This is a genomic window from Lutispora saccharofermentans (assembly GCF_024363565.1).
GTDB classification, from domain to species: domain Bacteria; phylum Bacillota; class Clostridia; order Lutisporales; family Lutisporaceae; genus Lutispora; species Lutispora saccharofermentans.
Map to the genome: position 1 here is coordinate 134,418 of NZ_JAJEKE010000004.1, position 25,074 is coordinate 159,491.

At 45.1% G+C, this 25,074-nt stretch carries 21 protein-coding genes; 4 read left to right on the forward strand and 17 right to left on the reverse strand.

Features of this window, described 5'->3' with window-relative positions:
• Window positions 1-46: 46 nt before the first annotated feature.
• From LJD61_RS06905 to LJD61_RS06970, 13 genes are all read right to left on the reverse strand, one after another.
• Window positions 47-1,195, reverse strand: coding sequence for an NAD(P)/FAD-dependent oxidoreductase (locus tag LJD61_RS06905; protein ID WP_255226796.1), 1,149 nt, complete (start codon window positions 1,193-1,195; stop codon window positions 47-49).
• Window positions 1,188-1,952 carry a (2Fe-2S)-binding protein gene (locus tag LJD61_RS20480; RefSeq protein WP_333783065.1) on the reverse strand — a complete coding sequence of 255 codons (765 nt, stop codon included), beginning with the start codon at window positions 1,950-1,952 and terminating at the stop codon, window positions 1,188-1,190. The genes LJD61_RS06905 and LJD61_RS20480 overlap by 8 nt, the downstream gene beginning before the upstream one ends.
• A 12-nt stretch (window positions 1,953-1,964) precedes the next feature.
• A complete protein-coding gene (locus LJD61_RS06920) occupies window positions 1,965-3,044 on the reverse strand; it encodes an NAD(P)/FAD-dependent oxidoreductase (RefSeq protein ID WP_255226797.1) in 1,080 nt (359 codons plus the stop codon).
• Complete coding sequence (locus LJD61_RS06925) at window positions 3,041-3,346, reverse strand: (2Fe-2S)-binding protein (protein WP_255226798.1); 306 nt, start codon at window positions 3,344-3,346, stop codon at window positions 3,041-3,043. The genes LJD61_RS06920 and LJD61_RS06925 overlap by 4 nt, the downstream gene beginning before the upstream one ends.
• A 442-nt stretch (window positions 3,347-3,788) precedes the next feature.
• Window positions 3,789-5,267: a sigma-54 interaction domain-containing protein gene (locus LJD61_RS06930; RefSeq protein WP_255226799.1), complete on the reverse strand. Its 1,479-nt coding sequence runs from the start codon at window positions 5,265-5,267 to the stop codon at window positions 3,789-3,791.
• Window positions 5,215-9,033 carry a helicase-exonuclease AddAB subunit AddA gene (addA, locus tag LJD61_RS06935; protein ID WP_408614972.1) on the reverse strand — a complete coding sequence of 1,273 codons (3,819 nt, stop codon included), beginning with the start codon at window positions 9,031-9,033 and terminating at the stop codon, window positions 5,215-5,217. Before addA ends, LJD61_RS06930 begins: the two co-directional genes overlap by 53 nt.
• A gap of 73 nt (window positions 9,034-9,106) precedes the next feature.
• Window positions 9,107-12,553: a helicase-exonuclease AddAB subunit AddB gene (gene addB, locus LJD61_RS06940; RefSeq protein ID WP_255226801.1), complete on the reverse strand. Its 3,447-nt coding sequence runs from the start codon at window positions 12,551-12,553 to the stop codon at window positions 9,107-9,109.
• Window positions 12,554-12,642: 89 nt separating this feature from the next.
• Window positions 12,643-13,209, reverse strand: a complete 567-nt coding sequence (locus LJD61_RS06945) for a YdcF family protein (RefSeq protein ID WP_255226802.1) — start codon at window positions 13,207-13,209, stop codon at window positions 12,643-12,645.
• Window positions 13,210-13,217: 8 nt separating this feature from the next.
• A complete protein-coding gene (locus tag LJD61_RS06950; RefSeq protein WP_255226803.1) occupies window positions 13,218-13,520 on the reverse strand; it encodes an LPS biosynthesis protein in 303 nt (100 codons plus the stop codon).
• Between the two features lie 218 nt (window positions 13,521-13,738).
• Window positions 13,739-13,975 (reverse strand): acyl carrier protein, encoded by a 237-nt coding sequence (locus tag LJD61_RS06955; RefSeq protein WP_255226804.1) that lies wholly within the window; start codon window positions 13,973-13,975, stop codon window positions 13,739-13,741.
• Between the two features lie 10 nt (window positions 13,976-13,985).
• Window positions 13,986-16,358 (reverse strand): HelD family protein, encoded by a 2,373-nt coding sequence (locus LJD61_RS06960; RefSeq protein ID WP_255226805.1) that lies wholly within the window; start codon window positions 16,356-16,358, stop codon window positions 13,986-13,988.
• A 6-nt stretch (window positions 16,359-16,364) separates the two neighbouring features.
• Window positions 16,365-16,964 (reverse strand): TetR/AcrR family transcriptional regulator, encoded by a 600-nt coding sequence (locus tag LJD61_RS06965; protein WP_255226806.1) that lies wholly within the window; start codon window positions 16,962-16,964, stop codon window positions 16,365-16,367.
• 284 nt (window positions 16,965-17,248) lie between these two features.
• A complete protein-coding gene (locus tag LJD61_RS06970; protein WP_255226807.1) occupies window positions 17,249-18,088 on the reverse strand; it encodes an AraC family transcriptional regulator in 840 nt (279 codons plus the stop codon).
• A gap of 268 nt (window positions 18,089-18,356) precedes the next feature.
• Here LJD61_RS06970 and LJD61_RS06975 point away from each other — a divergent pair, with 268 nt between their 5' ends.
• Window positions 18,357-18,878 (forward strand): ECF transporter S component, encoded by a 522-nt coding sequence (locus tag LJD61_RS06975; RefSeq protein WP_255226808.1) that lies wholly within the window; start codon window positions 18,357-18,359, stop codon window positions 18,876-18,878.
• Window positions 18,879-18,881: 3 nt separating this feature from the next.
• A complete protein-coding gene (locus LJD61_RS06980; protein ID WP_255226809.1) occupies window positions 18,882-19,460 on the forward strand; it encodes a uridine kinase family protein in 579 nt (192 codons plus the stop codon).
• On the opposite strand, the gene LJD61_RS06985 is transcribed toward LJD61_RS06980, so the two are convergent.
• Entirely contained in the window at window positions 19,447-19,860 is a 414-nt protein-coding gene (locus tag LJD61_RS06985; protein WP_255226810.1) for a DUF3842 family protein, read from the reverse strand. The genes LJD61_RS06980 and LJD61_RS06985 overlap by 14 nt on opposite strands.
• Before the next feature lie 190 nt (window positions 19,861-20,050).
• The gene (locus LJD61_RS06990; protein ID WP_255226811.1) at window positions 20,051-21,187 is read right to left on the reverse strand and encodes an aldo/keto reductase; all 1,137 of its coding nucleotides are present in this window, start codon (window positions 21,185-21,187) and stop codon (window positions 20,051-20,053) included.
• A 178-nt stretch (window positions 21,188-21,365) separates the two neighbouring features.
• Between LJD61_RS06990 and LJD61_RS20705 the strand changes: the two genes are divergently transcribed.
• Window positions 21,366-21,533: a M56 family metallopeptidase gene (locus tag LJD61_RS20705; RefSeq protein ID WP_255226883.1), complete on the forward strand. Its 168-nt coding sequence runs from the start codon at window positions 21,366-21,368 to the stop codon at window positions 21,531-21,533.
• 390 nt (window positions 21,534-21,923) lie between these two features.
• A complete protein-coding gene (locus tag LJD61_RS07000; RefSeq protein WP_255226812.1) occupies window positions 21,924-22,244 on the forward strand; it encodes a hypothetical protein in 321 nt (106 codons plus the stop codon).
• A gap of 64 nt (window positions 22,245-22,308) precedes the next feature.
• On the opposite strand, the gene LJD61_RS07005 is transcribed toward LJD61_RS07000, so the two are convergent.
• A complete protein-coding gene (locus tag LJD61_RS07005) occupies window positions 22,309-23,604 on the reverse strand; it encodes an SLC13 family permease (RefSeq protein ID WP_255226813.1) in 1,296 nt (431 codons plus the stop codon).
• 70 nt (window positions 23,605-23,674) lie between these two features.
• A complete protein-coding gene (locus LJD61_RS07010) occupies window positions 23,675-25,066 on the reverse strand; it encodes an MFS transporter (protein WP_255226814.1) in 1,392 nt (463 codons plus the stop codon).
• Window positions 25,067-25,074: the final 8 nt, after the last annotated feature.

The following is a 25,074-nucleotide window of genomic DNA, read 5'->3' on the forward strand; positions in this document are numbered from 1 at the left end:
AGATTCCGTGTAAATCCGTGCTCCCGTTCCCCGGTGTTCCTTTTTTCTATACCACCGATGGCTCGAATATCAATTCGCCTCTTGCAAATCTATCCCTGTCAAGATTATCAATAGGTATAGAAGCAGGCTCTCCCAGAATAGTCTCAGCCATCAAAAGCCCTGTAGCAGGCCCCAGCATAAAGCCGTGGCCGCTGAAGCCGCAGGCCAGATAAAAGCCTTCCAGCTCTTTGACGCCGCCGTATATAGGATGGGCATCTGCGGTCATGGTATATAGTCCGGCCCACTGCCTTACTATTCTAAGCTTGCTCAAAAGCGGCAGCAGCTCGCAGCAGGTTTTGGCCATTTCCTCCATGAACTCCCAGCTTGAGGTTATCCTCAAGTCCGTGGGCTCATTATCGTCGCCTCTGCCCATGATGAAGCTGCCATGAGGACTTTGCTGGCAATATATATTCAATGCAAAACCCATATACATGGGGCCTTGCAGCGGTTCTACCGCTTCTGTCACCAATATCTGATGGCGCTGGGCATATACAGGAACCTCTACTCCTGCCATTTGCCCTATTATTTTGGAATAGCCGCCGGCTGCATTCACTACTATAGGCGTGGAAATATATCCTTTGTCCGTCTGAACTCCCGTTACCTTTCCATTTTCGGTGGTTATGCCCGTTACCGTTGTATAGGTCATAAATTTTACCCCCAGCCTTTTTGCCGCATGGGCAAAGGCTTCCGTAGTATGGAAGGGATTCAAGTGCCCGTCCCTGGGGCAGAAGGTGGCACCCAATATTTTGGTCTCATCCATATGGGGTATGATTTCCTTGGCTTCCTTTGGAGAAAGATATACGGAGGGTATCCCCAGGCTGTTCTGGAGCACTACATTCTTTTTGAACTGCTCCACTTCCTTCTCAGTAGCTGCGACTATAAGATATCCTCCCTGCTTGAATTCAATGTCATGGTCGGCACCCAGCTCTTCATTGGCATTTTCGAAAAATTCCACAGCCATTTTAGAAAGCAGACAGTTCCTCTCCGTTCCCCACTGCATTCTGATGCCGGCACCGCATCTTCCCGTTGAGCCGCTGGTAAGATATTGCTTTTCTATCACCACTATGTCCTTAATGCCCTTTTTAGCCAGGTTATAGGCGATTGAACATCCCGATATGCCTCCTCCGATGATCACCATATTTGCAGTTTTATTCATCTTTGCCACCTCCCAATAATGCTCCCAGCTTGATGGTCTTTACAGGGGGCCTGAAGGTGGTCATGGGCATATCCTTCATTTCCTGACCAGTGGCCTTAGCCAGCTCCTGCATGATGAGCTGTCTGCAGGTCCTTCCCTGGCAGGGGCCCATACCGGCTCTGCTTATTCTCTTTATTTCATCGACGGTTCTATAACCCATCCTGATGAGCTCTCTCAGCTCTCCCATGGTCAATTCTTCACAGCGGCATACATATGTGTTATCACTGTAATAATCTTCTTCATTGAAAAATCTTACTTCCATAGAATATTCTTTGGGTACTGCCAGGATTACAACGGGAGTTCTATCCTGGTATTTTGCATTCTGAACCTTTACTACCTTGGCTCTGCAAACCGGCGCACCTTCTCTGTTTAAAGCGGTTACAAAGCTGCCTTCCTTGGGGAGGGGTAAAAACTCATAGGGCATCTTTACCAGAGCTTCCTTATCCGAATATGATTCATCTATTATAAATATAGAAAGTCCGGGACAGTTTACTATGCATTGTCCGCAGCCTGTACATTTGTCGAAATCCAGCTCCGGCCTGTCATTTATATCTTCAAATTCCTTTATGGCTCCAAACCTGCAGGATGTATAGCAAGGATTGCAGGGTATCCTCTGGTAGCACTCGATGACAGCAACGGGGCCCCTTCCTCTTCTTTCAGCAGAAGGAGTTACTCCGGCTATATCTTCCTTTGTTGGTATACCTGTCTTTTCTAACATCTATATCCCTCCTTATGCAGTAGCCTTTGCAAGGCCTTTCAATATTTTTTCTCCGACAGGACCGGATCTCAGTGAGTCCAATTGCTCCAGGCAATCCTTCCTGAGTTCTTCATAGTTCCCGGCTTTATAGCCCAGGCTAAAAGCAGCGCAAAGCCCTGCCAGCCTTCCTTCCACCATAGCGCTGCTGGCCTCTTCTATGCCTGCAACATCGCCTGCTATATATATACCCTCAAGGCTCGTTTCCATATTTTCATTTCTTAGAGGAACATGGCCGCCAAGCTCAGGGACGAAGGCCATCTTGCAGCCTATCTGCCAAAGCAGCTCCGCCAACGGGGACAGCCCGACTGATATGCACATGACATCAGCCTCTATATCCTGCTCCGTACCCGGTATAGGCTGGAATCTTTCATCTACCTGCCAAATGGTCACTTTTTCTAAAGAATCCTTGCCGTAAGCATATTTTACTGTATGAGAGGTAAGTATGGGTATTCCCATTCTCCTTATCTTGGAAGCATGGACCAGATATCCTCCTATTCTTGGAGCTGCGTCTATTATCGCCCTTACATTAACTCCGGCCTGCATAAGCTGATAGCTCACTATAAGCCCGATGTTGCCTGCACCTACCATAAGCACATCGCTCCCTGGCTTTACTCCGTAAACATTCATGAGAGTCTGCACTGCACCTGCGCCGTATATACCGGGCAGATCATTGTTGGGAAAGGTGAGGAATTTCTCGGAAGCCCCTGTTGCAACTATAAATCTCTGGGGTTTCAGTTTCATATATTTATCATTTTGCTCTATTGTGAGCACTCCGTCTTCATAAATGCCGATAACGGTGGCATCGGTCAATATCTCAACCCTGTCTTTATACTGGGCAAGCTGTTCTTGAAGGATATCCCCGATATCTATCCCCCTGGTGGAGGCATATTGCTTCTTTGATCCAAAGAACATATGGGTCTGCTTTTTGAGCTGCCCTCCCAGGTGATCATCTCTCTCTATCAAGGTCACTCTGGCTCCTGAAGCTGCCGCACTTATTGCAGCAGAAAGGCCGGCAGGTCCTCCGCCGATTATCGCGATCTCGGTCATCTTCATCTCAATACCCCCTTGCCTTTTTGAGTCTCCACCACCATGCCGCTTCTCAACCTCTCGATGCATACTCTCACATTGGGCTCTCCATCTACCGTCATCAGGCAGGAAGAGCAATTTCCTATGGCGCAGTAAAAGCCTCTCGGCCTGCCATGATTGTGGCTGTGGCCCAAAACCTTTACTCCGGCGGCGTGAAGAGCAGAAGCTATAGTATCTCCTTCAAAGCCCTCGTACTGCTTTCCGTCAAAATAGAATTTTATTTTTTCTCCTCTTTTAAAAGACAAAATCGGGTGTTCCCCTATCCTCATAAAAATACCCCCTATTTGAAAGTTACTATATCTTATTTATTCAAGTGCAAATGTTATGCCAACTTCCGGATGCCTTGTCATACAATATTTTCAGAATATTTTGCAATATAAAGAGGAGTACCGATGTCAATATACCGACATTTAAATTGTTCATCTTTGCATATCATATAACAAAGGCTGTGAATTGAAAGGCGCCTATATGAACCACTCTTTGCATATATGTCTTATACTGCCCCTATAATTCAGTGCTTTATTTGTCAATAAAAAAACAAAAAACACATGTCCATTTATAGACATGTGTGTCAATACGTCGTCACTCATCTTTACAGCGTTCTCAATCCGAACCTAAAAAAATATTGTTTAGGTCCTATATATAACGTGAAAATGATTTTACAGCAATCGTTATCAGTCAGCATAACAGCTATGTAGAATATTTAATGCGTTATATATAGCCATCAGATAAGCCGTATTTCTGCAGCTTAAAATACAAAGTGCTTCTCGGTATGTTCAATATTTTTGCAGCTGCGGACTTGTTATTCTCAGCCATTTTCATGGCATTTACCACTGCATCCCTTTCTGCATTGGCAAGTATATAATTTAAATCGTAGGGATTGGAGTTTTCGTCCCCTGAATCTTTATAGCTCTTCTTTTTTACATTTATATTTTCCGGCAGCGTATTAACATCCAGGCTGCTCAATTTATTGTTTTTTGCAATTACAACCATTCTTTCTATGATATTGGCAAGCTCTCTCACGTTGCCCTCCCAATTATGCTGTATGAAGGCGTCCATTACCTGGGGAGATATATTCAGTATATTCAGTCCGTATTCCATGCAATAGTTCTGAACAAACCTGTTTGCCAGAAGAGGAATATCATCCTTTCTCTCCCTTAATGGCGGAAGGTTGATAAGCACGGAATTCAACCTGTAGTATAAGTCCTTTCTGAAGGTTCCCTTCTCTACCATTTCGTTCAGATTTCTATTGGTGGCTGCGATTATCCTGATATTGACTTTGATGCTTTTTTCGCCGCCTACCTTGGTCACTTCCCCATCTTCCAACACTCTGAGTATCTTGGGCTGCATATGAAGGGGCATATCTCCTATTTCATCCAGAAAAAGAGTTCCTTTATGAGCCAGCTCAATCTTGCCTGTTCTTCCCTCCTTGAGGGCTCCCGTAAAAGCTCCTGCCGCATACCCGAATAATTCGCTTTCGATGAGCTCATTGGGCATGGCGCTGCAGTTTATAGGCACATAAAGGCCTTCCCTTCCGCTCTCCATATGTATGGCTCTGGCAAAAAGCTCCTTGCCGGTGCCGCTTTCACCGCATATCAGCACATTTATATTGGAGCGTGCTACATCTCTGGCCAGATTTACCGCTTCTCGAAATTTACTGCTGTTGCCTAAAATCATGGAAAAGGAAGAGTGATTTTTATTTATAGCGGTGATCTCCTGCTGCAGGACATCCAGGTTTGATCTTGCCTTGCTCAGAAGCTCCGCAGTCCTTATATGATCGGTAATGTCCCGGTCCAGGCTCAGGCCCCCCACCAACTCCCCTTTGCAATACAGGGGCGAGGCGCTTATGATGTTGAAGCTGCTTTCTCTGGGGCTGTTATATATGTTCTCGTAGGATTTTTCCTCTTTTATTATTCGAGGCAGCAACGAAGAAGGGAAAAACTCTCTGATATGCTTTCCCACTATATCTTTGCGGCTTATGCCGTACATCTTCTCTGCAGCTTTGTTCCAGTATTTTGTGATGCAGTCTTTATCCACTATGGTGATGGCATCCTTTATGCTGTCCAGTATGACTTCCAGCTCCTTGTCCTGTTCATCCAATATTTTAAAAATAATAATCAGCCCCTTTCCCGATGGCTCATAATCTGACTGTTTCTCCCGTATGGAATAGATATATATACTTTTCGTCAACGGCTCTCCTGAGTGCGATTTGGAGAGCCTTCTCATAGTAGCTTATCTGGGTCTTGTAGCGGGAGATCACTTCATCTATATTATTTTTGTCCACATAGTCCGTCTTATAATCCAGAAGCACCAATCTGTCCTCTTCCTCAAAATACAGGTCTATTATACCCTGTATCAGTATTTTTTCTTCGGAATCATCCATATCTCCACCGGCAAATACTTCCTTCGGACTCGCTTCGATATTGAAGGGCATCTCTCTATAAACCTTCTTAGAGATTTTAATCCTCCGGCCCAGGGGCGAGGAAAAAAAGCTGTATATCCTTTTTATATCTGCGGCCCTTGCCCACTCCTCGGTTATGTATTCCCCTTCATAAAGCCTTTGCACCTGGACTCTGATAGCCTCCATGCTATCGGTATCGGATAAATCCAGATGCTGCATTATGTAGTGCATCATACTTCCACGCTCTGCAGAGGCCATAGCCTTCTTGCCCTCCAAGAATCTGGGCTTCTTTAAATACTCTGATTTAAACAGGCTTTTTACTACTTCATCTTCATCTGTTCCTGCAGTAATCCTTTTCAGCTCAGTGACAGACAGCTTGGCAGGAAGCCCGGCAGAGCCTTGATAGGGATATACCCATTCCAGCCTCTTTACCACAGCTTCATCCGGCTTTCTGCTTTCCTTCTCCGCTTCCAGCTCGTCCAGCATATCCATTACATCTTCGGCTTCCTCTTCCTCAGCCTTCTCTCTCACAAAGCTTTCCTTTTTCCAGGCTTTTATCTCCCACCTGGATTCATCTCTATGAATTTTTAGTGACTCGCTGCCGTCTATTCCGTACTCCATAAGCAGGCTGCCGAAATCTTCATGGCGTATCAGGGCCAAGCCTATCCAATCCAGATACCTGCTTCCCCTTGCTACCATATCCGCCTTTAGCTTTTCCTCCTGAGAATCCAGGGCTGCCGCCCACCTGCCCACCGATCTTCCCAGGTTTTTGTCACATCCGGTGATGATAAGCTTTTCCTTGGCCCTGGTCAAGGCTACATAGAGCACCCTCATCTCCTCCGAAAGGCTCTCCAGCTTTATCCTCTGCTGTATAGCCAGCTTGGGCACAGTGGAATATGCTATCCTGGCCCGGGGATCCACCAGGTCTATGCCAAAGCCCAGCTCTTCGTGAAGCAGCATGGTCTTTCTGGCATCCTGCAAATTGAACTGCTTTCCTGCACCCCCTATTATGACCACAGGGAATTCAAGGCCTTTGCTCTTATGTATGCTCATTATCCTTACCACATCATCCTTTTCTCCCAGGATCTTGGCATTTCCCATATCTCCGCTGCTCAGCTTAAGCTTATTTATGAAATTTATAAAGTTGAACAGTCCCTTGAAGCTTGTTTCCTCATACTGCTTGGCCCTTTCAAACAAGACCTTCAGATTGGCCTGCCTCTGATGCCCCTGGGGCATAGCACCCACAAAGCTGAAATAACCCGTATCCCGCATGAGATACCATAGAAGCTCATCGGTGGGCAAATGAACAGATCTTTCCCTCCAGTCATCCAGCCTTCCTAAAAAGCTCTTCGCCTTGTTCCCCAGATCATCGCCCCGGCCGGAAATCTTTTTTAATGCTTCATAAAAGCTGACTTCCTTGTCTTCCAGCCTTATATCCATAAGCTCTTCGGAGGAGAAGCCCGCTATAGCGGATTTCAATACGGCTATCAGAGGGATATCCTGCATCGGATTATCGATTATCTGAAGCAAGGACATGACTATCTGGACTTCAGACCTTTTGAAAAAGCCGGTTCCCGTATCTGCAAAGGTAGGTATGCCCATGGCCTCCAGTTCCTCCATAAAAACCTCCGACCAACCCTTTACCGTCCTCAGCAATATAACAATATCCCTATACTCCAGATTTCTATAGCCGCCCAAATCTTTGTCATAAATTCTGAAAGGCTGAGAGCTCTCTCCCGTCAAGCCCATCAGACTCAATATCCTTTCTCCTATGAGCCTGGCCTCGATTTGTACGGAGTCCAGGTCTTCGGCTTCTTCAGCCGTGCCGTCTTCCCGGCTTCCTTGATCTTCCCGTTCATCCTCCGCCTTGGACTCATCTTTTTTCATATCTATTATATGCAGCTCTATGGAATGGCCGTATTCATCCTTTCCCGCCTCATCATCAGGAAAAACGGCTCCCGGGTTTAAGAATTCTCCTTCATCGTAGTTGATCTCGCCCAGGTATAAGGACATGAGCTGGCGAAAGATGAAGTTCACCCCATCCAAAACCTCTTTTCTGCTTCTGAAGTTCTTAAAGAGCTTGATCTTTCTTTCCTTTGAGCCTCCCTCATGTGATGAGCCTCCCTCATGCGATGAGCCTCCAGTATCCGAATATCTTTTGTATTTATCCAGAAACAGCTCCGGCTTTGCCTGCCTGAACCTGTAGATGCTCTGCTTCACATCTCCCACCATGAACATATTGGGATTGCCTTCATCCCTCTTGGATACGGCAGAAAGGATGGCTTCCTGCACCAGATTGCTGTCTTGATATTCGTCTACCAGTATCTCCTTGAACCGATCCCTGATGCTCAAGGCGGCAGGAGACGGAATGATCTTTCCATCTTCATCCCTCCGGGTCAGAATATTGAGGCAGAAATGCTCCAGATCATTAAAGTCTATTATGGCCTTTTCTTTTTTCCTCTCCAGATACATTTTCCCGAAGGAAGAAACCAGGCTGCATAATGTGGCTATGATGGGATGGAGGGCATCCAGATCTCCCTTTATATCCTCTGAGCTGCAGTTGAACAGCCCGTCACCGAGTCCCGTGATCCTTTCCTTAGCATCCTTCCTCAAGTCCTTCAATTCATCATAATCCGTTTTATCAGCAGCCTTATCCGGCCCCTGCTGCCTGGAGAAATTTATGCTCATGTAGGCATTGTAAAGGTCATCCCAGGAGCCTTGGGCAGCCTGGAAAAGCTGTCTGACCATGCTTATGTCATCTGCCAGCTGGGCTGCGCATTTTTCATAGCCTGAATTTCTATGAGCTATCCTCCCAGCCTTTAACAGCTGGTTTAATGCTCCCTCTATTTCAAGCCTTCCATGTTCCATTATAATTTTTGCCCAGGAGGTTTGGGAAAAATCCCATTCCCCGGCGGTATCATATGCTTCGCACATCTTATTCAGCCACTCTTCCGGCCATGGGCTGCTCTGCACAAATTCAAATATATCCAAAACCATGTCCTGGAGCTTTTTATCGTCCTTATTTCCGCCATACCGGTCAAGAAGATAGATAAAGTCCTGGTCCTCCGCTTCATATTTCTCTTCAAAAAGATCCTCGATGGTTTCCAGCTTTAAAAGTACGCTTTCCGTTTCATCCGCAATTCTAAAATCCGGGTCCAGATCCAGCATGTGAAAATTATTTTTAACCACATCCATGCAAAAAGAATGTATGGTGGTGATGCTGGCTTTGTTGAGGAGAAGCATTTGCCTTTGAAGCATCAAAGATTCGGGCTTTCTCTCAAGCTCCTTGCCCAGGGCCTCTCCAATCCTCTCCCTCATTTCCGAGGCAGCGGCGTTAGTGAAGGTCACAATGAGCATATTGTCAATGTCCATAGGACTATCTTCATTTATTATTTTTCTGATAATCCTCTCTACAAGCACAGCGGTCTTGCCCGCTCCGGCTGCCGCCGCAACCAGCAGGTCACAGCCGCTGACTTCAATAGCAGATTTCTGCTCGCAGGTCCAATCAGCCAATTTCCATACCCTCCTTTTTTTGATTTTACTGCAAAAACTCATTTCCGGCACTTTTGTTGTTGTATTGACTGATAACGATTGCGGTGATGCACTCTTATATCAGTTAATACAACAGTTATTGCAGCGAAATCTTCTTTTCTTCCTTTTTGCCCAAAAGTGACCATATTTCCTCGTCTTTCATATCACCGATGAGCCGGTAGCTGTTGGTCTCCCCTTCAAACTTGCATACTGAGGAATAGGGGCAATAGGTGCAGGAAATATACTTCTTCCTTTTATACGGGGATATGGATATATTGCCGGTAAACATCTCAGCCGACAGCTTTACAAGGGTTTCCTTCACATGATTCCTCAATCTTTCAAACTGCTCTACCGTTGCGGCTGAGGACCTGCTGCTCAAGCTTCCATCCTTGGTTATGCCAGCAGGTATTATCAAGGAATCCCCTTTTATATCCCGATCCATTTCGGTGATTATTTCCTTGTCCGCCAGGACCAGGCCCTTCATCCTCATGGCTTTCTTCAGCTTATCCTCAATATTCTCAGGAGGCTTTTTGCCATCTATCCGCAATACCGGGTCATCCAGTTTAAAGTAAAGAATGCCGGCAGGCATATATGTACCACCTGCGCCCTTGAGGCCCTTTTCCCAAATAGCGCTGAGATAGGTTATGAGCTGCAGTTCAATGCCGTTATATACATCGGACAGCTTAAATTCTTTGGCGCCGGATTTATAATCTATTACCCTCACGTAGGTGCCTTTTTGTGTCTTCAATATGTCGATCCTGTCAATTCTGCCTTTTAAAACGATCTTTTCCCCTGTAGGAAGCTCCAGGGTAATGGCGGGGAGGCCATCCGCTTCCCCAAAGGCCATCTCATAGGCCACCGGTTCAAAGCCGCTCTTTTTGACATGCTCTGCTATAAGCCATATGGAGCGGGTTACAACCTTTTTCAATCTTTCCTGAAGATATATGTAGCGTTTTGACCTTCTGAAAGGAAGCCCTGGAATGCTTTCCAATATTTCCTCAATGATTTTGTCTATCTCCGCCCGGCACCAGGCTTCATCAACATGCTTCCAGCTCAGATTGTTCCTTTTCAAGCCTTCGGAAAATCTGCTGATGACAAGGTGCAAAAAACTGCCTATATCGGGCGCTTCCAGCTTCAGCACCTTTCTTTCCTTGGCCCTCAGGCCGTATTGGACATAATATGAGAAGGGGCAGGAGGCATACCGCTCAAGACGGGACACGCTGGAATTATATGTACTGCCGTAGAGCTTGCTCACCTTCTCCTTTGCCAGCGGTCTTTCATCATTGGTATATCGAAGTCCTGCCGCTACATGCTTCAGCTTATCCTGCCACTCTTGCTTCTGCGAAAACCATAAATATACGTCCTTCCAGAGGTTTGCATCCTTCTCATTGTTTGCAAGGTTCCTCAAAAAACCTATGAGATAATTAAAGGAAGGCAGAGGAGGCCCTATAAGATCCATAGCTTCCCCATCTCCCACTATGGTGCTCATGCTCTCCATATTGGGAAAAATCCTCTTCAGTTTTCCGATGACATAGGACGGTCTCAGGGCCTTGCCTTCATGGTCTGCCGCAGGATAGCTTATCCTGAGGTATCTGCCTGCCTTGGTCAGGGTAGTGTACAGCAAGTATTGCTCCTGAAAAGCCTTGGTCTTGGTATCCAATGCCAGCTCCAACCCCAAAGACTTCAGCATCTCTCTGTCCCTGTCCGACAGCATGCCCTCATCCCTGGCTGCCGAAGGGAATACCCCGTCATTCACTCCAAGTATGAATAAAGCCTCTATCTCATGGCTTCTCCACCTGTCTATGCTGCCCACCAAAAGCTGATCGCCGGAATGGGGGATAAGCCCCATGTCATATTGGGAAAAGCCGATATTCAGAAAGCCGGATAAGCGTTCCAGGGTCATGCTTTCATCCCCGCTTACCTCAACTATTTGATCGAGAACCTGGATTATCACATCCCATATCTGCTTATATTCCTCCGCTGTTTCGAGCTGTTTCTGCTCTCTGTATCTTTCAGCCAGCTCTTCCACCCTGTCGGGAATACCTATATGGCACAAAAACTCATATAAGCAAAGGCAAGCATCAGGCGCCGACCTGGCCTCCTTCAGCCCTTTTTTGAGCTCCAGCAAAGGCTCCGCCACTTTGTGCCTTATATGGTTCACTTTCTCTATTATAGCCTTCTCATCTTCCCCGGCTTCCTCATCTCCAAAGGAATAATTGAGCCTGTAGCTCCATTCATCCTCGCTGTACCACTGGCTGCCTCTTATGCCGTTGGCCAGGACATAGTTCTCCAGAATATCCACCTCTTCCGTCTCAATGCCGGAAAGGCCTGTTTTCAGGTATCTGAAAACAGTTTCATATGTAAAATTCTTTTGTATTATGGCCAAAGCCGAGAGCACCAGCATCGCCAGAGGATGGTCGGAGACCGCTCTTTTTTTGTCTATAAAAAAAGGTATCCTATATTCCCCGAATATAATCCTGACCAGCTTTTCATAGCTGTCCAGATCCTTGGTCACCACCGCCATATCCCTGTACCTTAAGCCTTTATCCCTGCAAAAATGTATGATCTGCCGTGCTGCAGCTTCTACCTCGCTGTAGGGATCAGCCGCAGACAGTATGGCTAGGCTGCCGGTCTTTTCCCTGTATACCTGGTAAGGATAAGAAAAAAAGTTTCTCTCAAGATGGGCTATAGCCATATTCCCGGTAAACCTATGGGGTATGTCTCCCTGCATGCCGACAGGCCTCTCCACATCTATTCCCATTTCCTTTGCAAGCTCAACAAGGCGGCTGCTTGTATATTTAGTAGGAGAAAAAACGTCCACGTCCTGAATCTTCTCATCACCTGCAAGGCAATCTGTGCAAAGGCAGATATTGACTCTTGAGCACAGCAGCAAGAGCTTCTTTATTATTTCATATTCCTGGGGTGTAAAGCCGGAAAATTCATCTATCCATATCTCAGCTCCCGCCAGCTTATCGCTCTTTTCCATGCGGCGGGCCAGAATGGTCAAATCATCATCCGTATCTATGTACCTGCTGTGGACTATTTCATCATAGCTTTTATATATAAGCAGCAAGTCCTCCAGCTTGTCTTTCAAAAATCTGTCACCTATCAAATCCTTGGTTTCACCAAGCAAATCCGGGGTTATGTTGTATCTCTTAAATTCGCTGAGCATGCCTGCCATCCTATCCACGAAGCCCCGCTGGCCTGCAGATCTGCCGAAGGCCTTGAAGCTGCTTTTGCTTTTCTCCAGTATGCTGTGGATTATCATGGCCTTGCCGGCAGAGTTGACATGCTTTCTGGCCCCGCCGCCTACTTCATCCAATATTCGGCGGGCAAGCCTCTTAAAGCTCAGCACCTCGGCTTCTCCGATGCCCGAAGCTCCCAATGCCCTTACCAGGTTTTTCTCCCCCTGAAGGGTAAACTGCTCCGGCACCATGAGGATGAGGGTCTTATCCGGATTTTCCCTCTTGCTCCTTTTTATATCCTCTATGCAAAAACGGCTCTTGCCGGAGCCCGCTCTGCCGTATATTATATGAAGGCTCATCTCATCACCGCCTTAGTCTTTTTAATAATTATATCATATAGCTGTCCAAATGCTGACAGTGAAATAAAAAAACCGGAATTAAACCGGCTTCATATTTTCATAAATAAATATTTATAGTATCCAAAGAATTCCCTTATCAAGGAATAAATATCTTTTATCTCGAAAAAGCTGGAATGGCCCGCATATACCTTTTCAAAGCCGACCCTTCTAAAAGCCAGCTTACATCTCGTTATATGATAAAACTGAGAAATGACCATTACTGAACTGAAATCACTCTTTGTCATGATCTCTTTAGAATTCTTCGCCGTCATAAACGTATTATTGCCTTTGCTGTCTACAATGATGCTATCTCCGGGAATTCCCATGCCCACCAGGTAATCCTTCATAACTTCGGCTTCGTCAAAGCCTTCCTTGCCTATACCTCCGCTCACAATAATATGCTTATAGTATCCCTTCTCATACAATTCTGCCGCTTTATCCAGCCTATACTTTAACCGTACCGAAGGCTGACCATTTAGTTCCACCTTGTTTCCCAGCACGACGGCTGCATCTGCGTATCCCAGTTCATCATTCAATCCATCTATAACGATAACTGCAATATGACCAATAAACCACAGCATCATCAGCATTATCAGGAATAAGATTTTTTTCTTCATTTTATCCATTATTTTTCTATTTGCTCTAAAGCAGTGTGTTCCGTCAGTTCAGAAAGTTTTTCAATCCTTTCATTGACCATACTTCTAAAGCAATTGGGGAGATGCTCTCTGTGAGCCCTGTGTATGGCAACACATTCTATGCATTTTCCATGATATTTACATGCTTTTTGACATGAGCAATGATCTGTTTTCCCTAAGCTTGCTCTTAATTCTTCTACAAATTCATCTTGAATCTTATGCCCAAGGGAGCGGTCGCCTTTATGAAAGGCCTTCATGGCTTCCTTTTCTTTCGGGTTATTATCGATGATCATTTTATCTCCTCCGCATAATATAAGTTTTAGTTATAATCCTTGAATCTATTTTACATCATCCTTATATCAATCTCAAACAAATGATTATTTTGCTATATATAACGCATTAAATATTCTGCATAGCTGTTATGCTGACTGATAACATTATTACTGTAAAATCTTTTTCACGTTATATATAGTAAAGTTTCACTGGCGCACTCCATTTTTAATATTGGGACTTAATAGCTTTCACGAACTTTATTTATATGCCTTACCACATCGCCTACATTTTGAAAGTCTGCGGCCTCATCGTCATGTATTGTAATGCCGAATTTCTTTTCAACGGCTATGATCAGCTTTGCGACATCAATGGGTTCGATGCCGTATTCCTCTGTAAACTCTGTATGTTCTGTTATATCTTCTTCATCTTCTCCCAGAATTTCAGCAAGAAGATATGCTACTTTTTCAATCGTCATGGGCATCCTCCTATTCACTCTCAATCAAAAATCGGCTTTGCTTGCCCATATAAAACAGGGCCAGCCTATGCAATGCCCTTGTCGATGCGATATAGAGCAATTTTTTATCGTAGGCAGATTGATAATGCATATCGTCAACATCATAAACAAGGACAGCATCGAACTCTAATCCCTTGGCCATATAAATGGGGGTAATAAACGTGCCGGATAGCTCCGTAATATAGGTGTCATCCATTAAAACCACATCTATCGAATCGTTTATTCTGCTGTACAATGCGGCTGATTCTTTCAAGCTCTTACACAAGATGCAGATGGATTTATAACCTTGCTCTTCCATGCTTTCGATAAACTCTTTTAATCCCTCGTCTAAATCCGCTCGATTGGCACCGGATATAATTTCGGGCGGAACACCATCTCGGCTGAAACATTCCTGTTTTACCGGCGTATCATTGAACGAGACTTCATTCAGCGGGGGATTCAACCCTCCACTGAATGTTAGCCGAGTCCATACTGGACTTAACCGCCCTTGGCACCCGCCGTCTATAGAGGCCGGGGTCTTAGGGCGGGTTAGTTCAGTGATAAATTTTGTGCTGAAAGCGATAATCTGATTGGTACAGCGGAAGCTCTTCGATAATGTAAGCAATGCAGATGATTTTTTATCTAAAATTCGCTCCACATCCTCATAGAAGGTCAATGCAGTTTGTTTTTCAATCGTCTGATTGACATCGCCCAAAACCGTATATTTTGCTTTAGGAAATAATAAATTCAAGATTTCAAAATGAATCGGATAATAGTCCTGCACCTCATCTATGACGACCTGCTTTATATTTTTATAGGAATCACAGCCGGCCAATTTTATCTTCAAAAATGTAATAGCCAAAGCATCCCCATATTGGGAGCTTTTGAGCGATAACAATTCATCTGTCTGCAGTCTGATCTCTTCCATATTTTCCGGCAGTTCCAATCCCTTTGCCAGAGCATAAAACAGGCTTTTATCATGGAACATTTTGCGGTAAAGAGCTTCGTAATCAATTTCCGTAAATTTGCGAATATAGGCAAGCAAGATTCTGTTTTCTCTGATGGAAAGCATTCTTGCAAACGCCTGGGATTCATAGATATGGTCTGGATATTTATCTATAAACCGTTCCAGCTCTGCAAGGCGGAATTTGTTTTCTTCCCGGATTTCCTTCAGAATCATCGTTTCTATTCGCTTTAGCCTTAAGGCAATCGGTGTCCGGGCATCCCCATTGAGCAGTTTTGCTTTTAATAAATGCCTGTCAAAAAGCTGTTGATGGTTATAGGCAACATCAGCGAAGGGAATCAATTTGCGTTCATAGTAAGCCACAAGTCTCTTCAACATGGTGACAAACGTATTGGAAGCCTTGAACTCCATGCTGGATTTCATCAAATATTTTTGTGTGCCGATAGTACAAGTGATAAGCTTTTCAAAAAACTGGTTTCTTGTTTGAGCTGCTTGAAAATCCTTTCCAAATACCTGATTGCATATTTCCTCAAAAGCCAAGGTTTCAACATTGTCCTCCCCAAGCTCCGGCAGGACATTTGAGATATATTTTGCAAACAGGGCATTTGGCGAAAGGATTGCAATGTTATTTGATGACAGCTTTGATGACAGCCCCTGATACATCAAATATGCTACGCGGTGCAGGGCTACCGATGTTTTGCCGCTTCCCGCCACACCCTGAACCATTAAAAGCTCATTCTTAGAATCGCGGATAATGATATCCTGGTCTTTCTGTATGGTTTCCACGATGCTGGTCATCCTGGACGAAGCGTTTTTTGACAACAGCTTCCTTAGAAATTCATCAACAATTTGTACATTGGCATCAAAGAAGTATTCAAATTTTCCCCGCTTTATCTCGTATTGGCGTTTTAGTGAAACATTGCCGCGTATAATGCCCCCGGGCGCTTGATACTGCACCTGACCAAGCTCATAACGATAGAAAATGCCAGCGATAGGTGAACGCCAGTCAAATACATACATGTTATGCGTATCATCATCAATCAGAGAGTAACGGCCAATATATATTTTCTCTTTTTCTTGCGTATCGGCTTCGCTGAAATCAACACGGGCAAAGTAAGGGGAATCCTGCATCTTCTCCAGCTTTTGTATTTCATTAGTTCCGGCAAGATAAGATGCTGTTTTCATATTCAGTTCTTCTAAATATTGAGATATTTCTACTACATTGTCAAAATCGTCCGATGAATGCGCGGCTTCATCCCACATTTCTTTTCTGGACGAGAGAAGGTTGCCCCTGCTGCGCTCACTGGTTTCAAGCTTTTTTTCCAGCTGTGCTTTTACCAGTGCAATGGTTTTTTGAAAATACTCCAGTTCCTTCGCTAGCTCCCGTTCATAATTTTGCATAGGAAGTTACCCCTCCTTTAAAGCCAGAGTAAAAAAGGTTACGGAAGTTTCTGCAATATGCTTTTTGAGCATTTCGCTATCTTGTATTAACCCTCTGCCGTTTATGAAGTTTGACACTTCACCGACTATATAGCAATGCACATCATGCAGAACGCTGTGTATGCGTTCCCGGGCAGGAGCGTCAGGATAAATGCCCAGCCAGATGCCTTCCAGTATTTCAACCATCGTTTTTACTGCTTTTTCTGTAGTAATTTTATCCTGCTCCGGCCGCACATCATCAATATAATCAAGCCACGCAAGACGGAACCAGCCCTTGTGATCTAAATAAAGCTCCGACAAAGAAAAATAGAACTGATAAAGTTTGAGCTTATCATCCTGTATGCTTTCAAGCTCCAGAGCTATCTTATCGATAAACTGATTTTCTATTTCCATATGCGCTTCCCATAGCAAGTCGTTAAAAGAGGGAAAATAATTATATAAATTCGTGTGAGCGCATCCAAGAACACGCGCAATTTCCCGCAGATTTACGCTCCTGATATCGCTTTTGTCTTTGAGCAAATCCAGTGCGGTTTCAATAATTTGTTCTTTTGTTATACTTTTTTTCATGGCAAACACCTCTCTAATTACCACCGGTAATTACCGGTGGTAATTAGAGTTTACATCCGTTTTGGGCAAATGTCAATAGCCCTGTTTTCTTATGCTAATTTGATTTTTATCTTCGCATCTCAGTAAAAAATAAGGCACCGTTCGATTTGAACGATACCTTGTTTATAGACATCTTGCTCGGCATTGCCCATATAGCATTTTGTTTTATACTGTCCTATGGAGGACTGCCTTAACCGGCTTTTTATCTCACTGAATAACTATATTGGCTGCATTTTAATCTTCTATTATCTCTTTTTTACCGGTATCCAGATCTCGCTGACATAATCTTCGCTCTGGTTATCCCCATCGCTATATAACTCGATATCATAATCCGGAATTAATTCATATTCTGATTGGGGAAGCCATTCACTGTATATTCTTTTCCATGTATTCTGAATGGTACGGGGCATTGGTCCGATACATTTAAAAACCGCCCATGTATATGCCGGAATCCTCAGCTTTTCAAAGCCTTCCGGCACTTGGTCATCATCACCGCATTCGCAGCCTATACCATAACGAAACTCTTTAGTACCCGTCTTTTGTTGTTCACAAATCCCAAGCATAGGGCATACAGTCTCATGTAAACCATCTGCAAAATATTCAGACCAGAACTTAGGAATTTCTTGCAGGCTGCTTTCCGAAGTAAAATATCTTGTTTTCGCAATGACAGTGTATTCCTCTCTTTTAACGATCTTATAATCCATAATACTACCGCCCTCCAATTCAATTTTAATGATAAGACGATTAAAGGATTTTAGATTAGAGCCTTCCCTTTTTGCTTGAATTGGGGTTATTCCATGGAATCTGCTGAATGCTTTTGTGAAGCTTTCAGGCGTATCATATCTGTACTTCAAAGCGATGTCGATAACCTTTGCCTTTGACATTATCAGCTCCTGCCCGGCCAGAGAAAGGCGCCTGCTTCTTATATACTCTCCGACTGTCATTTGAGTCAGCAAACTAAACACTCTCTGAAAGTGAAAGCTCGATGAATAGATATGCTCCGCTATGTCTTCACAGCTTAAATCCGTAAGCAAATTCTCTTCTATATAACCTATTGCTCTATTAAGGCTTCGTATCCAATCCATTCGATCATCTCCCCACAAACATACGATACCAATTTTCCTGGCATTTTTCCTGTCATAGAATGCTTTGATTTGTCTTGCAAGATAGCTCCAAAAGGCGATATGTTTCTTGACATTTATATACCTCGTGCTATACTGATAATAACCGTTAACTGTAGTTAACCTGCTTATAATTTTAAACTCATAATCAGTAAAACTATACCACGAAGGTATATGCTTTCTCAAGGGAAGCATTTGCTTTGTGGTATTTTTATTTTTGGAGGAAATTATAATGAAAAAATCATCGACTCAAAGACTCGTTCTCGCAGGGCTATTTACAGCCATAGGAATTGTTCTTCCTTTTGCATTCCATGCCCTATCCCTATCCGGCTCCATATTTCTGCCCATGCATATTCCCGTCTTATTATGCGGACTTATATGCGGCTGGAGGCATGGATTAGCTGCAGGAGCTGTTATACCGTTATTGTCAAGCGTTCTGACAGGAATGCCTCCCCTTTATCCCGTAGCCATATCCATGGCTTTTGAGCTTTCGGCCTATGGTGCAGTCATAGGATTGGCATCAAAGAAGGTCAATGCCTTTGCTGCACTTGTAATCGCAATGCTCTCCGGCAGAGCGGTATCGGGAATTGCCAATGTGCTTTTGCTCAGCCTGTCGGGGAAATCATATGCCTGGTCCGCATTTTTGACAGGCGCCTTTGTAACGGCTCTCCCCGGAATCATCATACAGCTCATATTGATTCCCTTAATATATGCTGCTGTCCAGAAAAACAAGCACCTGGAAAGGGTGATATAAGCTGTGGCACAAGAGGGAATATATTCTGAGGCTATTTCCGCCATTGATGAGCTGCTAAAAGAAGGCAAAGAAGTGATAGTGGCCATTGACGGCAATAGCGGCAGCGGCAAGAGCACATTTGCCGCCCGCCTGGGCAGCCTTTATGACTGCAATATTTTCCATATGGACGATTTTTTCCTGAGTCCCGATCAAAAAACGGAGGAAAGGATGAGAGAGACCGGAGGAAATGTTGATTATATCCGCTTTAAATATGAGGTTTTAGACAAGCTTAAAAAGAACTATAGGTTCAAGTACCAAATATATGATTGCTCCTTGGGAATCCTGACGGATTATATCAATGTTTGCCCCAAAAAGCTCAACATTGTGGAAGGTGTTTACAGTATGCATCCCACCCTGTGCGACGCATATGACCTAAAGATTTTCCTGGGAATTGATGCGGAAACGCAAAGGCGCAGAATCCTTGAGCGCAGCGGAGAGCATATGCTGCGCCGTTTTTTGGATGAATGGATACCTCTTGAAAATAAATATTTTTCAGACATGAACATTGTCCAAAAATGTGATTTGATATTTACATCTCGTTGATAATGCTCTCAACGAGCTCTACTGCCAGCTTTATATGTTCGGATAGTGGCAGGTCCCGCGAGCCTACCACATGGTTGTTGCATTTATTTACCGGAATCAATATTTTCTCGGCCTTGCTCTGCCCGATGGCCTTTGCCATAACCGGCGTAACCTCTCCCAGCATCGAGTCTGCGATGACTATGCCGATGGGGCCGATTATGATATCCGCATCGGAGCTAACGACTACTGCGGGGTTTTCCCCTGTTGCTCCATGATCTGCTCCTGCCTTCATCATGGCAGCGGTCGCTATGCTGTTTGTGCCTATAGCTATAAGCTCAAGGGAGGGCAAGCTTTTCTTCAATTGCTCCACAAGCATCTTGCCCATTTTTCCGCCCTGGCCGTCTATTATTACAGTTCTCATATTATCCCTACTTTCCATTTATGGTCTTGCCTAGCTTTAAACATGTCAACCCACCCATGTGCACATTTTTTTGAGGCCTCAATAGTATGATAAACTCTTCCCCGGGAGGAGAGTCAATACTAATTTTTATTTATTCCAGGAAGCTTTTGATTTGAAAAAATAGGCTTTCTCCAATAAATTCTGAATCCAGTTACTTGCCCAATATGCCGTCTACCTTCTTCAAAGTTTCCATAATAGGCAGGCCCTGGGGGCATGCGGCCTCGCACTTGCCGCATTCAACGCAGGCCGATGCTGCCTGGTTTCCGGTCTTTAGCCTCCTGTACATATCAGTCGAATATCTATCGGTTTCATACATATAAAAATCATTATATATTTCAAAATTATAAGGGATCCACACTTTATTGGGGCATGGCATACAGTATCCGCAGCCGGTACAGTCCACCTTTATCCTTGAGCGGTACTTTTCCGATACTTTCTTTATCATATCCAGTTCCTCTTGTTCTAGGGAACCGGGAAGTGCTGTCTCAGCTGTTTTGATGTTCTCTTCCACCTGCTTTGCGGTGCTCATTCCGCTTAGAACCACCGCTACCTGCTTATGGTTTAAAACCCATCTCAAACCCCACTCGGCAGGCGTTCTCTTTATTGCCGCCTTATCCCATATATCCTTTATTTCTTTTGGCGGCCTTTTAGCCAGTTTCCCTCCCAAGAGAGGCTCCATTATCATCACTGGTATATTCTTTGAGCCGGCATATTCTAAGCCCTCGGTACCTGCCTGGAAATTCTCGTTCATATAGTTATATTGTATCTGACAGAAATCCCAATCGTATGCATCAATTATTTCCTTGAATAAGCTTACATCATCATGGAACGAGAATCCTATATGCTTGATCCTGCCGTCTTGCAGGGCCTTATCAACAAAATCAAGGACATTGATGCCACTCAGCTTGCGCCAGTATTTTTTGTTCAAATTATGCAATAAATAAAAATCAATATAGGCTGTATCCAGCTTCTGAAGCTGCTCGTTAAGATACTTATCAAAATCCTCATATGCATTTGTCAACCATACCGGCATCTTGGTGGCAAGCTTAACCTTATCCCTATAGCCATCCTTCAGAGCCTTCCCCACTATCATCTCGCTTTTGCCTTTATGATAATTATAGGCAGTATCAATATAGTTGACTCCATTGTCTATGGCATATCTTATCAGTCTTATGCTTTCTTTTTCCTTTACATTGCCGGGATCATCACCATTCAGCGGCAGCCTCATGGCGCCGAATCCAAGAACCGAAAGCTTGTCCCCCAGTTTGTTAAATTCTCTGTATTGCATACTTTAACCCCCTCTATAATAGATGATTGTTCGGCATTAGTATACCTCATGTCTAAATTTTACCACATATTTAATTAAATTAATAGAAAAGACAGTGCCTCTTAAAGGCGAGAAGTCACAAGGATAAATTGTGAACTTATCCAACAGACAAACTGAATACGGAAAGAAAACATCGTTCGTGCTGGGATTCATTCGTACCAAAATATATGTTCCTACAGGGCTTGGTGTAAATGAGACGGAATATGTGATAGCGCATGAACGGACGCATATCAGACGCCTTGACTATCTGATAAAGCCGCTGGCTTTTCTGATCACATCCGTACATTGTCCTTATTTTTTTGCATAAAACTCTTAATACCCCTTGAGAACATAAGCTATCGATGCCGAGAGTATGTATGAAAACGGCAATAAAATTATCAATAACTGCTACGTGCCTGGCACCTGAGTGCTTCTCCAAGAACTTGCGCAGTTTCTTCAGGATTTTGTTTTTCCGATAGTGAAGCGTCATCTGAGGAATGTCTATTTCCACTGCCAGTTTGCGCTCTGCTCATTTCAAAGAAAAACAGCCCGCGAATCAAATTCTGTTCTTTCAAAGGCAGCATTCGTAAGTATGACATCATCCGTTCGATCATCACGGTGGTTACCGCCTGATTCTCCACGCTTTCAGATTCCGACTGCTTATTTGTCTCCAGGCACCTTTTGTCAAGGAGAAAATCAAAAAACAAGAAGTGCAGCCATGCACTATTTTGCATTGCGCGGCAAAAATGCCGGTGGCTTTGTCCAGTATGCGAAACAATTCAAGGATGATACGGCACAGCTTTGTGACAACATCCTCAGAGCCGTCCTCGGCATAGTGGGGATTGATATGATAGATGGTGTTGCCCTCGGTAACGGTGATTTCATCCGCGGGGAGATTATACACAACATCGCTGGTTGGGCAACATCAGCTCTGCAGATAAAGGGCAGACCCCCAATCCGGCACCGAGGCCGAATTGGGGGTCTGCGAAAGATTACGATTGCCGGGTATTCGCTTTTGCTTGACAAACACGAGGGATGAAAAGGGCGTTTTCTGCATAGAAGAAGGCAACAATGCATATGAGATAAAACGAACTAAGTACTTTTTAGAACGGTGGAAACATCAGTAGAGTCCAGGGGATCATGACTGCCGTGATCAGCAACGCGGGGAGCCAGCCTGCCTTCAGTAGATCCTTCTGCTTGTAGCCGCCGACTTCCATCAGGAAGGGGACGCAAACGGTGGAAAGCGGGGTTAGGTAGGAGGTCCAGCAGGCGGTGAATACCATGCTTAGCAGGCCGATAGGGTTCCAGCCCAGAGATGCACAGGTAAGCAGCACAACCGGAGTCAGGGCCGAATACAGGGCAAGATTTGACATCATCTGCGTCATCACGAAGCCGACGATCCAGAACAGCGCATACACGAAAACGGGGGAGGGATCATTGCCGATCATCTTGGTAACCAAGCTGGCAATCAAGTCGCCGGCGCCAGTATTGACCAGTGCGTTGCCCAGACCAAGAGAGCCGACATATAGGAAGATGGGGGGCAGAGAAAGGGCGCTCATCGCTTCTTTTTCGCTCAGCACGCCGGTGAGAATCTCCAGCACCGCGCCTGCAAAGCAGATCTGCCATGTGGGAATGCCGATATAGGAGGCAAGCAGAATGCCCACAACAACGGCCAGGAAAATGCCGTAGCCAAGGACCTCACGGACGGGATCCAGAGGCTTCTTTTCCACCGTTTTTTTCTGCTGGTTCTGCTGATCGGCGCCGCCCTCAAGCGGGCCGTAATCCGGGCAAAACCTGGGACAGATGAAAACGCCGCAAATATAAGCCATGACAATAGAAGGCAGTCTTACCAGGAACGGATCGAACATATGCGACTTATAGGCAAGGCCGTAGGTCGCGAACAGTTCATTATTCGCAATATAGGACGTGGCGCCGGAGCCAATGGGGAAAGCCACAACGGACACGATGGAGATCAGCGCAATGGAGAACAGCCCCTTGGAAGGGCTCTTGCCCATTTTGCGGCAGAAATCAACTACTAGAGGATAGCAGATGGTGAAGATCAAAATCGCGCTGGGCGCGACCTGTGCAATAAGCACAGTGACCAAGCAGTAGCCGGCCATACCGGCAATAAACGAACCGCCCGACACCTTGTAGACAAGGTTTGTGACTTTGTGGATCATCTGGGTGCGATTCAGTCCTGCAGCCACAATGAACATACAAGCCATAATGATTGCAGAACTATTAGAAAAGCACCCAAGGGCATCAGAAGCCGAAAGACAGCCGGTAATCGTCAGGACAAAGAAGGAGGTCATGGACACCAGTGCCAGCGGCCACTTGTTGGAAATATACCCAATAAGGGTAACGACAAAAACAATAAGACATATAGTTTGTTGAGTCATTATGTGCACTCCTTTACTTGATAAATATTTACTGTTGATGTTGATATGGAAATTGAACCGGTGCAGTTGTTCAAGCACCCCTGTGTGCAGGCCAGAACCGAATAATCACCGCAAAAACGCTGGCACAAAGGGCGGTATAAACCCAGAATGCACTGTTCAATCCATCGCAAAAACTTCCCCCAAAATTTTGCGCGCCCTGTAGAATGGCACTATTCAAAGCCGCTCCCAGCGAGTTTCCAAAGGTGCCCGCAAAAGACGAGAATGCCATCCCTCTGCCAACCTCATCTTTTGATAGATAATGCTGTGCTATGGAACTTGGTCCCACTGCGGATATGCCGTCTGCCGCACCATACAATAGTTCAGAAAACAGCAGAATTGGAATCAGTGTATCTGTGCCGAATTGGGCGATCAGAAATACCGCCAGGCTGAACACGCCGATACCGATGAGCAAGGACCTGCGGTATTTGCGCTTTCGGCTAATATAAACTCCGATCAGCAGTGATGCCAGCATCATACCGCCCTGTCTGGGCACCGTCATCATACCGCTCATGGTGGCATTCATGCCGCGAACATTTTGGTAATAAAGCGCCAGATAGTTCATGCCAGAATAGCAGATTCCGCCAGTGATCGTAACGATCAGGCAGATCAGATATTCCGGATGTGTTTTTATCACATCTGTAGGAATCAGCGGTGCACTGTGCTTTTTTTCACGCCGTACCAAAGCTGCCAGTGACACAAGCGACACAGCGGTAAGGAGAGCCGTCTGCAGCGAAAGCCATGAGAAGGTGCCGCCCGCACTTGTCAGCAGGTATAAAAATGGCGCAATGCACAGGGTAAAAAAGACGATTCCCAGATAATCTAGGTTGCGTGCAGTGCTGATGGGCTTTATGCGTGGAATGCCAAAGGCAGCACAGCAGAAATTCAAAGCTTCGAGCACCAGCAGTAGTACAAAAACCAGACGCCAGCTTTTAAAATCCGTCAGGGCGCCGCCCAGCACAGGGCCCAGCAGCGAAGACGCCGCCGTTAAAATAGAAATATAACTGATGATCTTGGGCCTCTGCGCCTCCGCAAAAGTGTCGGAAACCAGCGCGTATGTCACGGACGAAGTGAACCCGTTTGTAAATCCGCACATGGAAATGCCCAAAAGGAGCATCGGCGTGTTAAGCGCCATGGCGCACAGAACCATTGCGATGCAGTAACCGCCAAGACCTAGCAGATAGGTTGTCCGCCTGCCGATTTTGTCGCTGATGCTGCCCGCGATCGGCAGTGTGATCGCCATAATGGTGGAGCTGAGAATGACAGTGATGCTGAAAAACTGCATCCCGTTCAATTCCGTCAGGATCTGGCTCAGCACCACTGATCGGGCCCCTACATAGAACATGTAAATGGGCTGTGCTGTCAAAAGTGATAGTACGGCAAGAACCTGCCGCCGCCTAATATTGTTCTCAGAAGTAGTATTCATGTATGGCC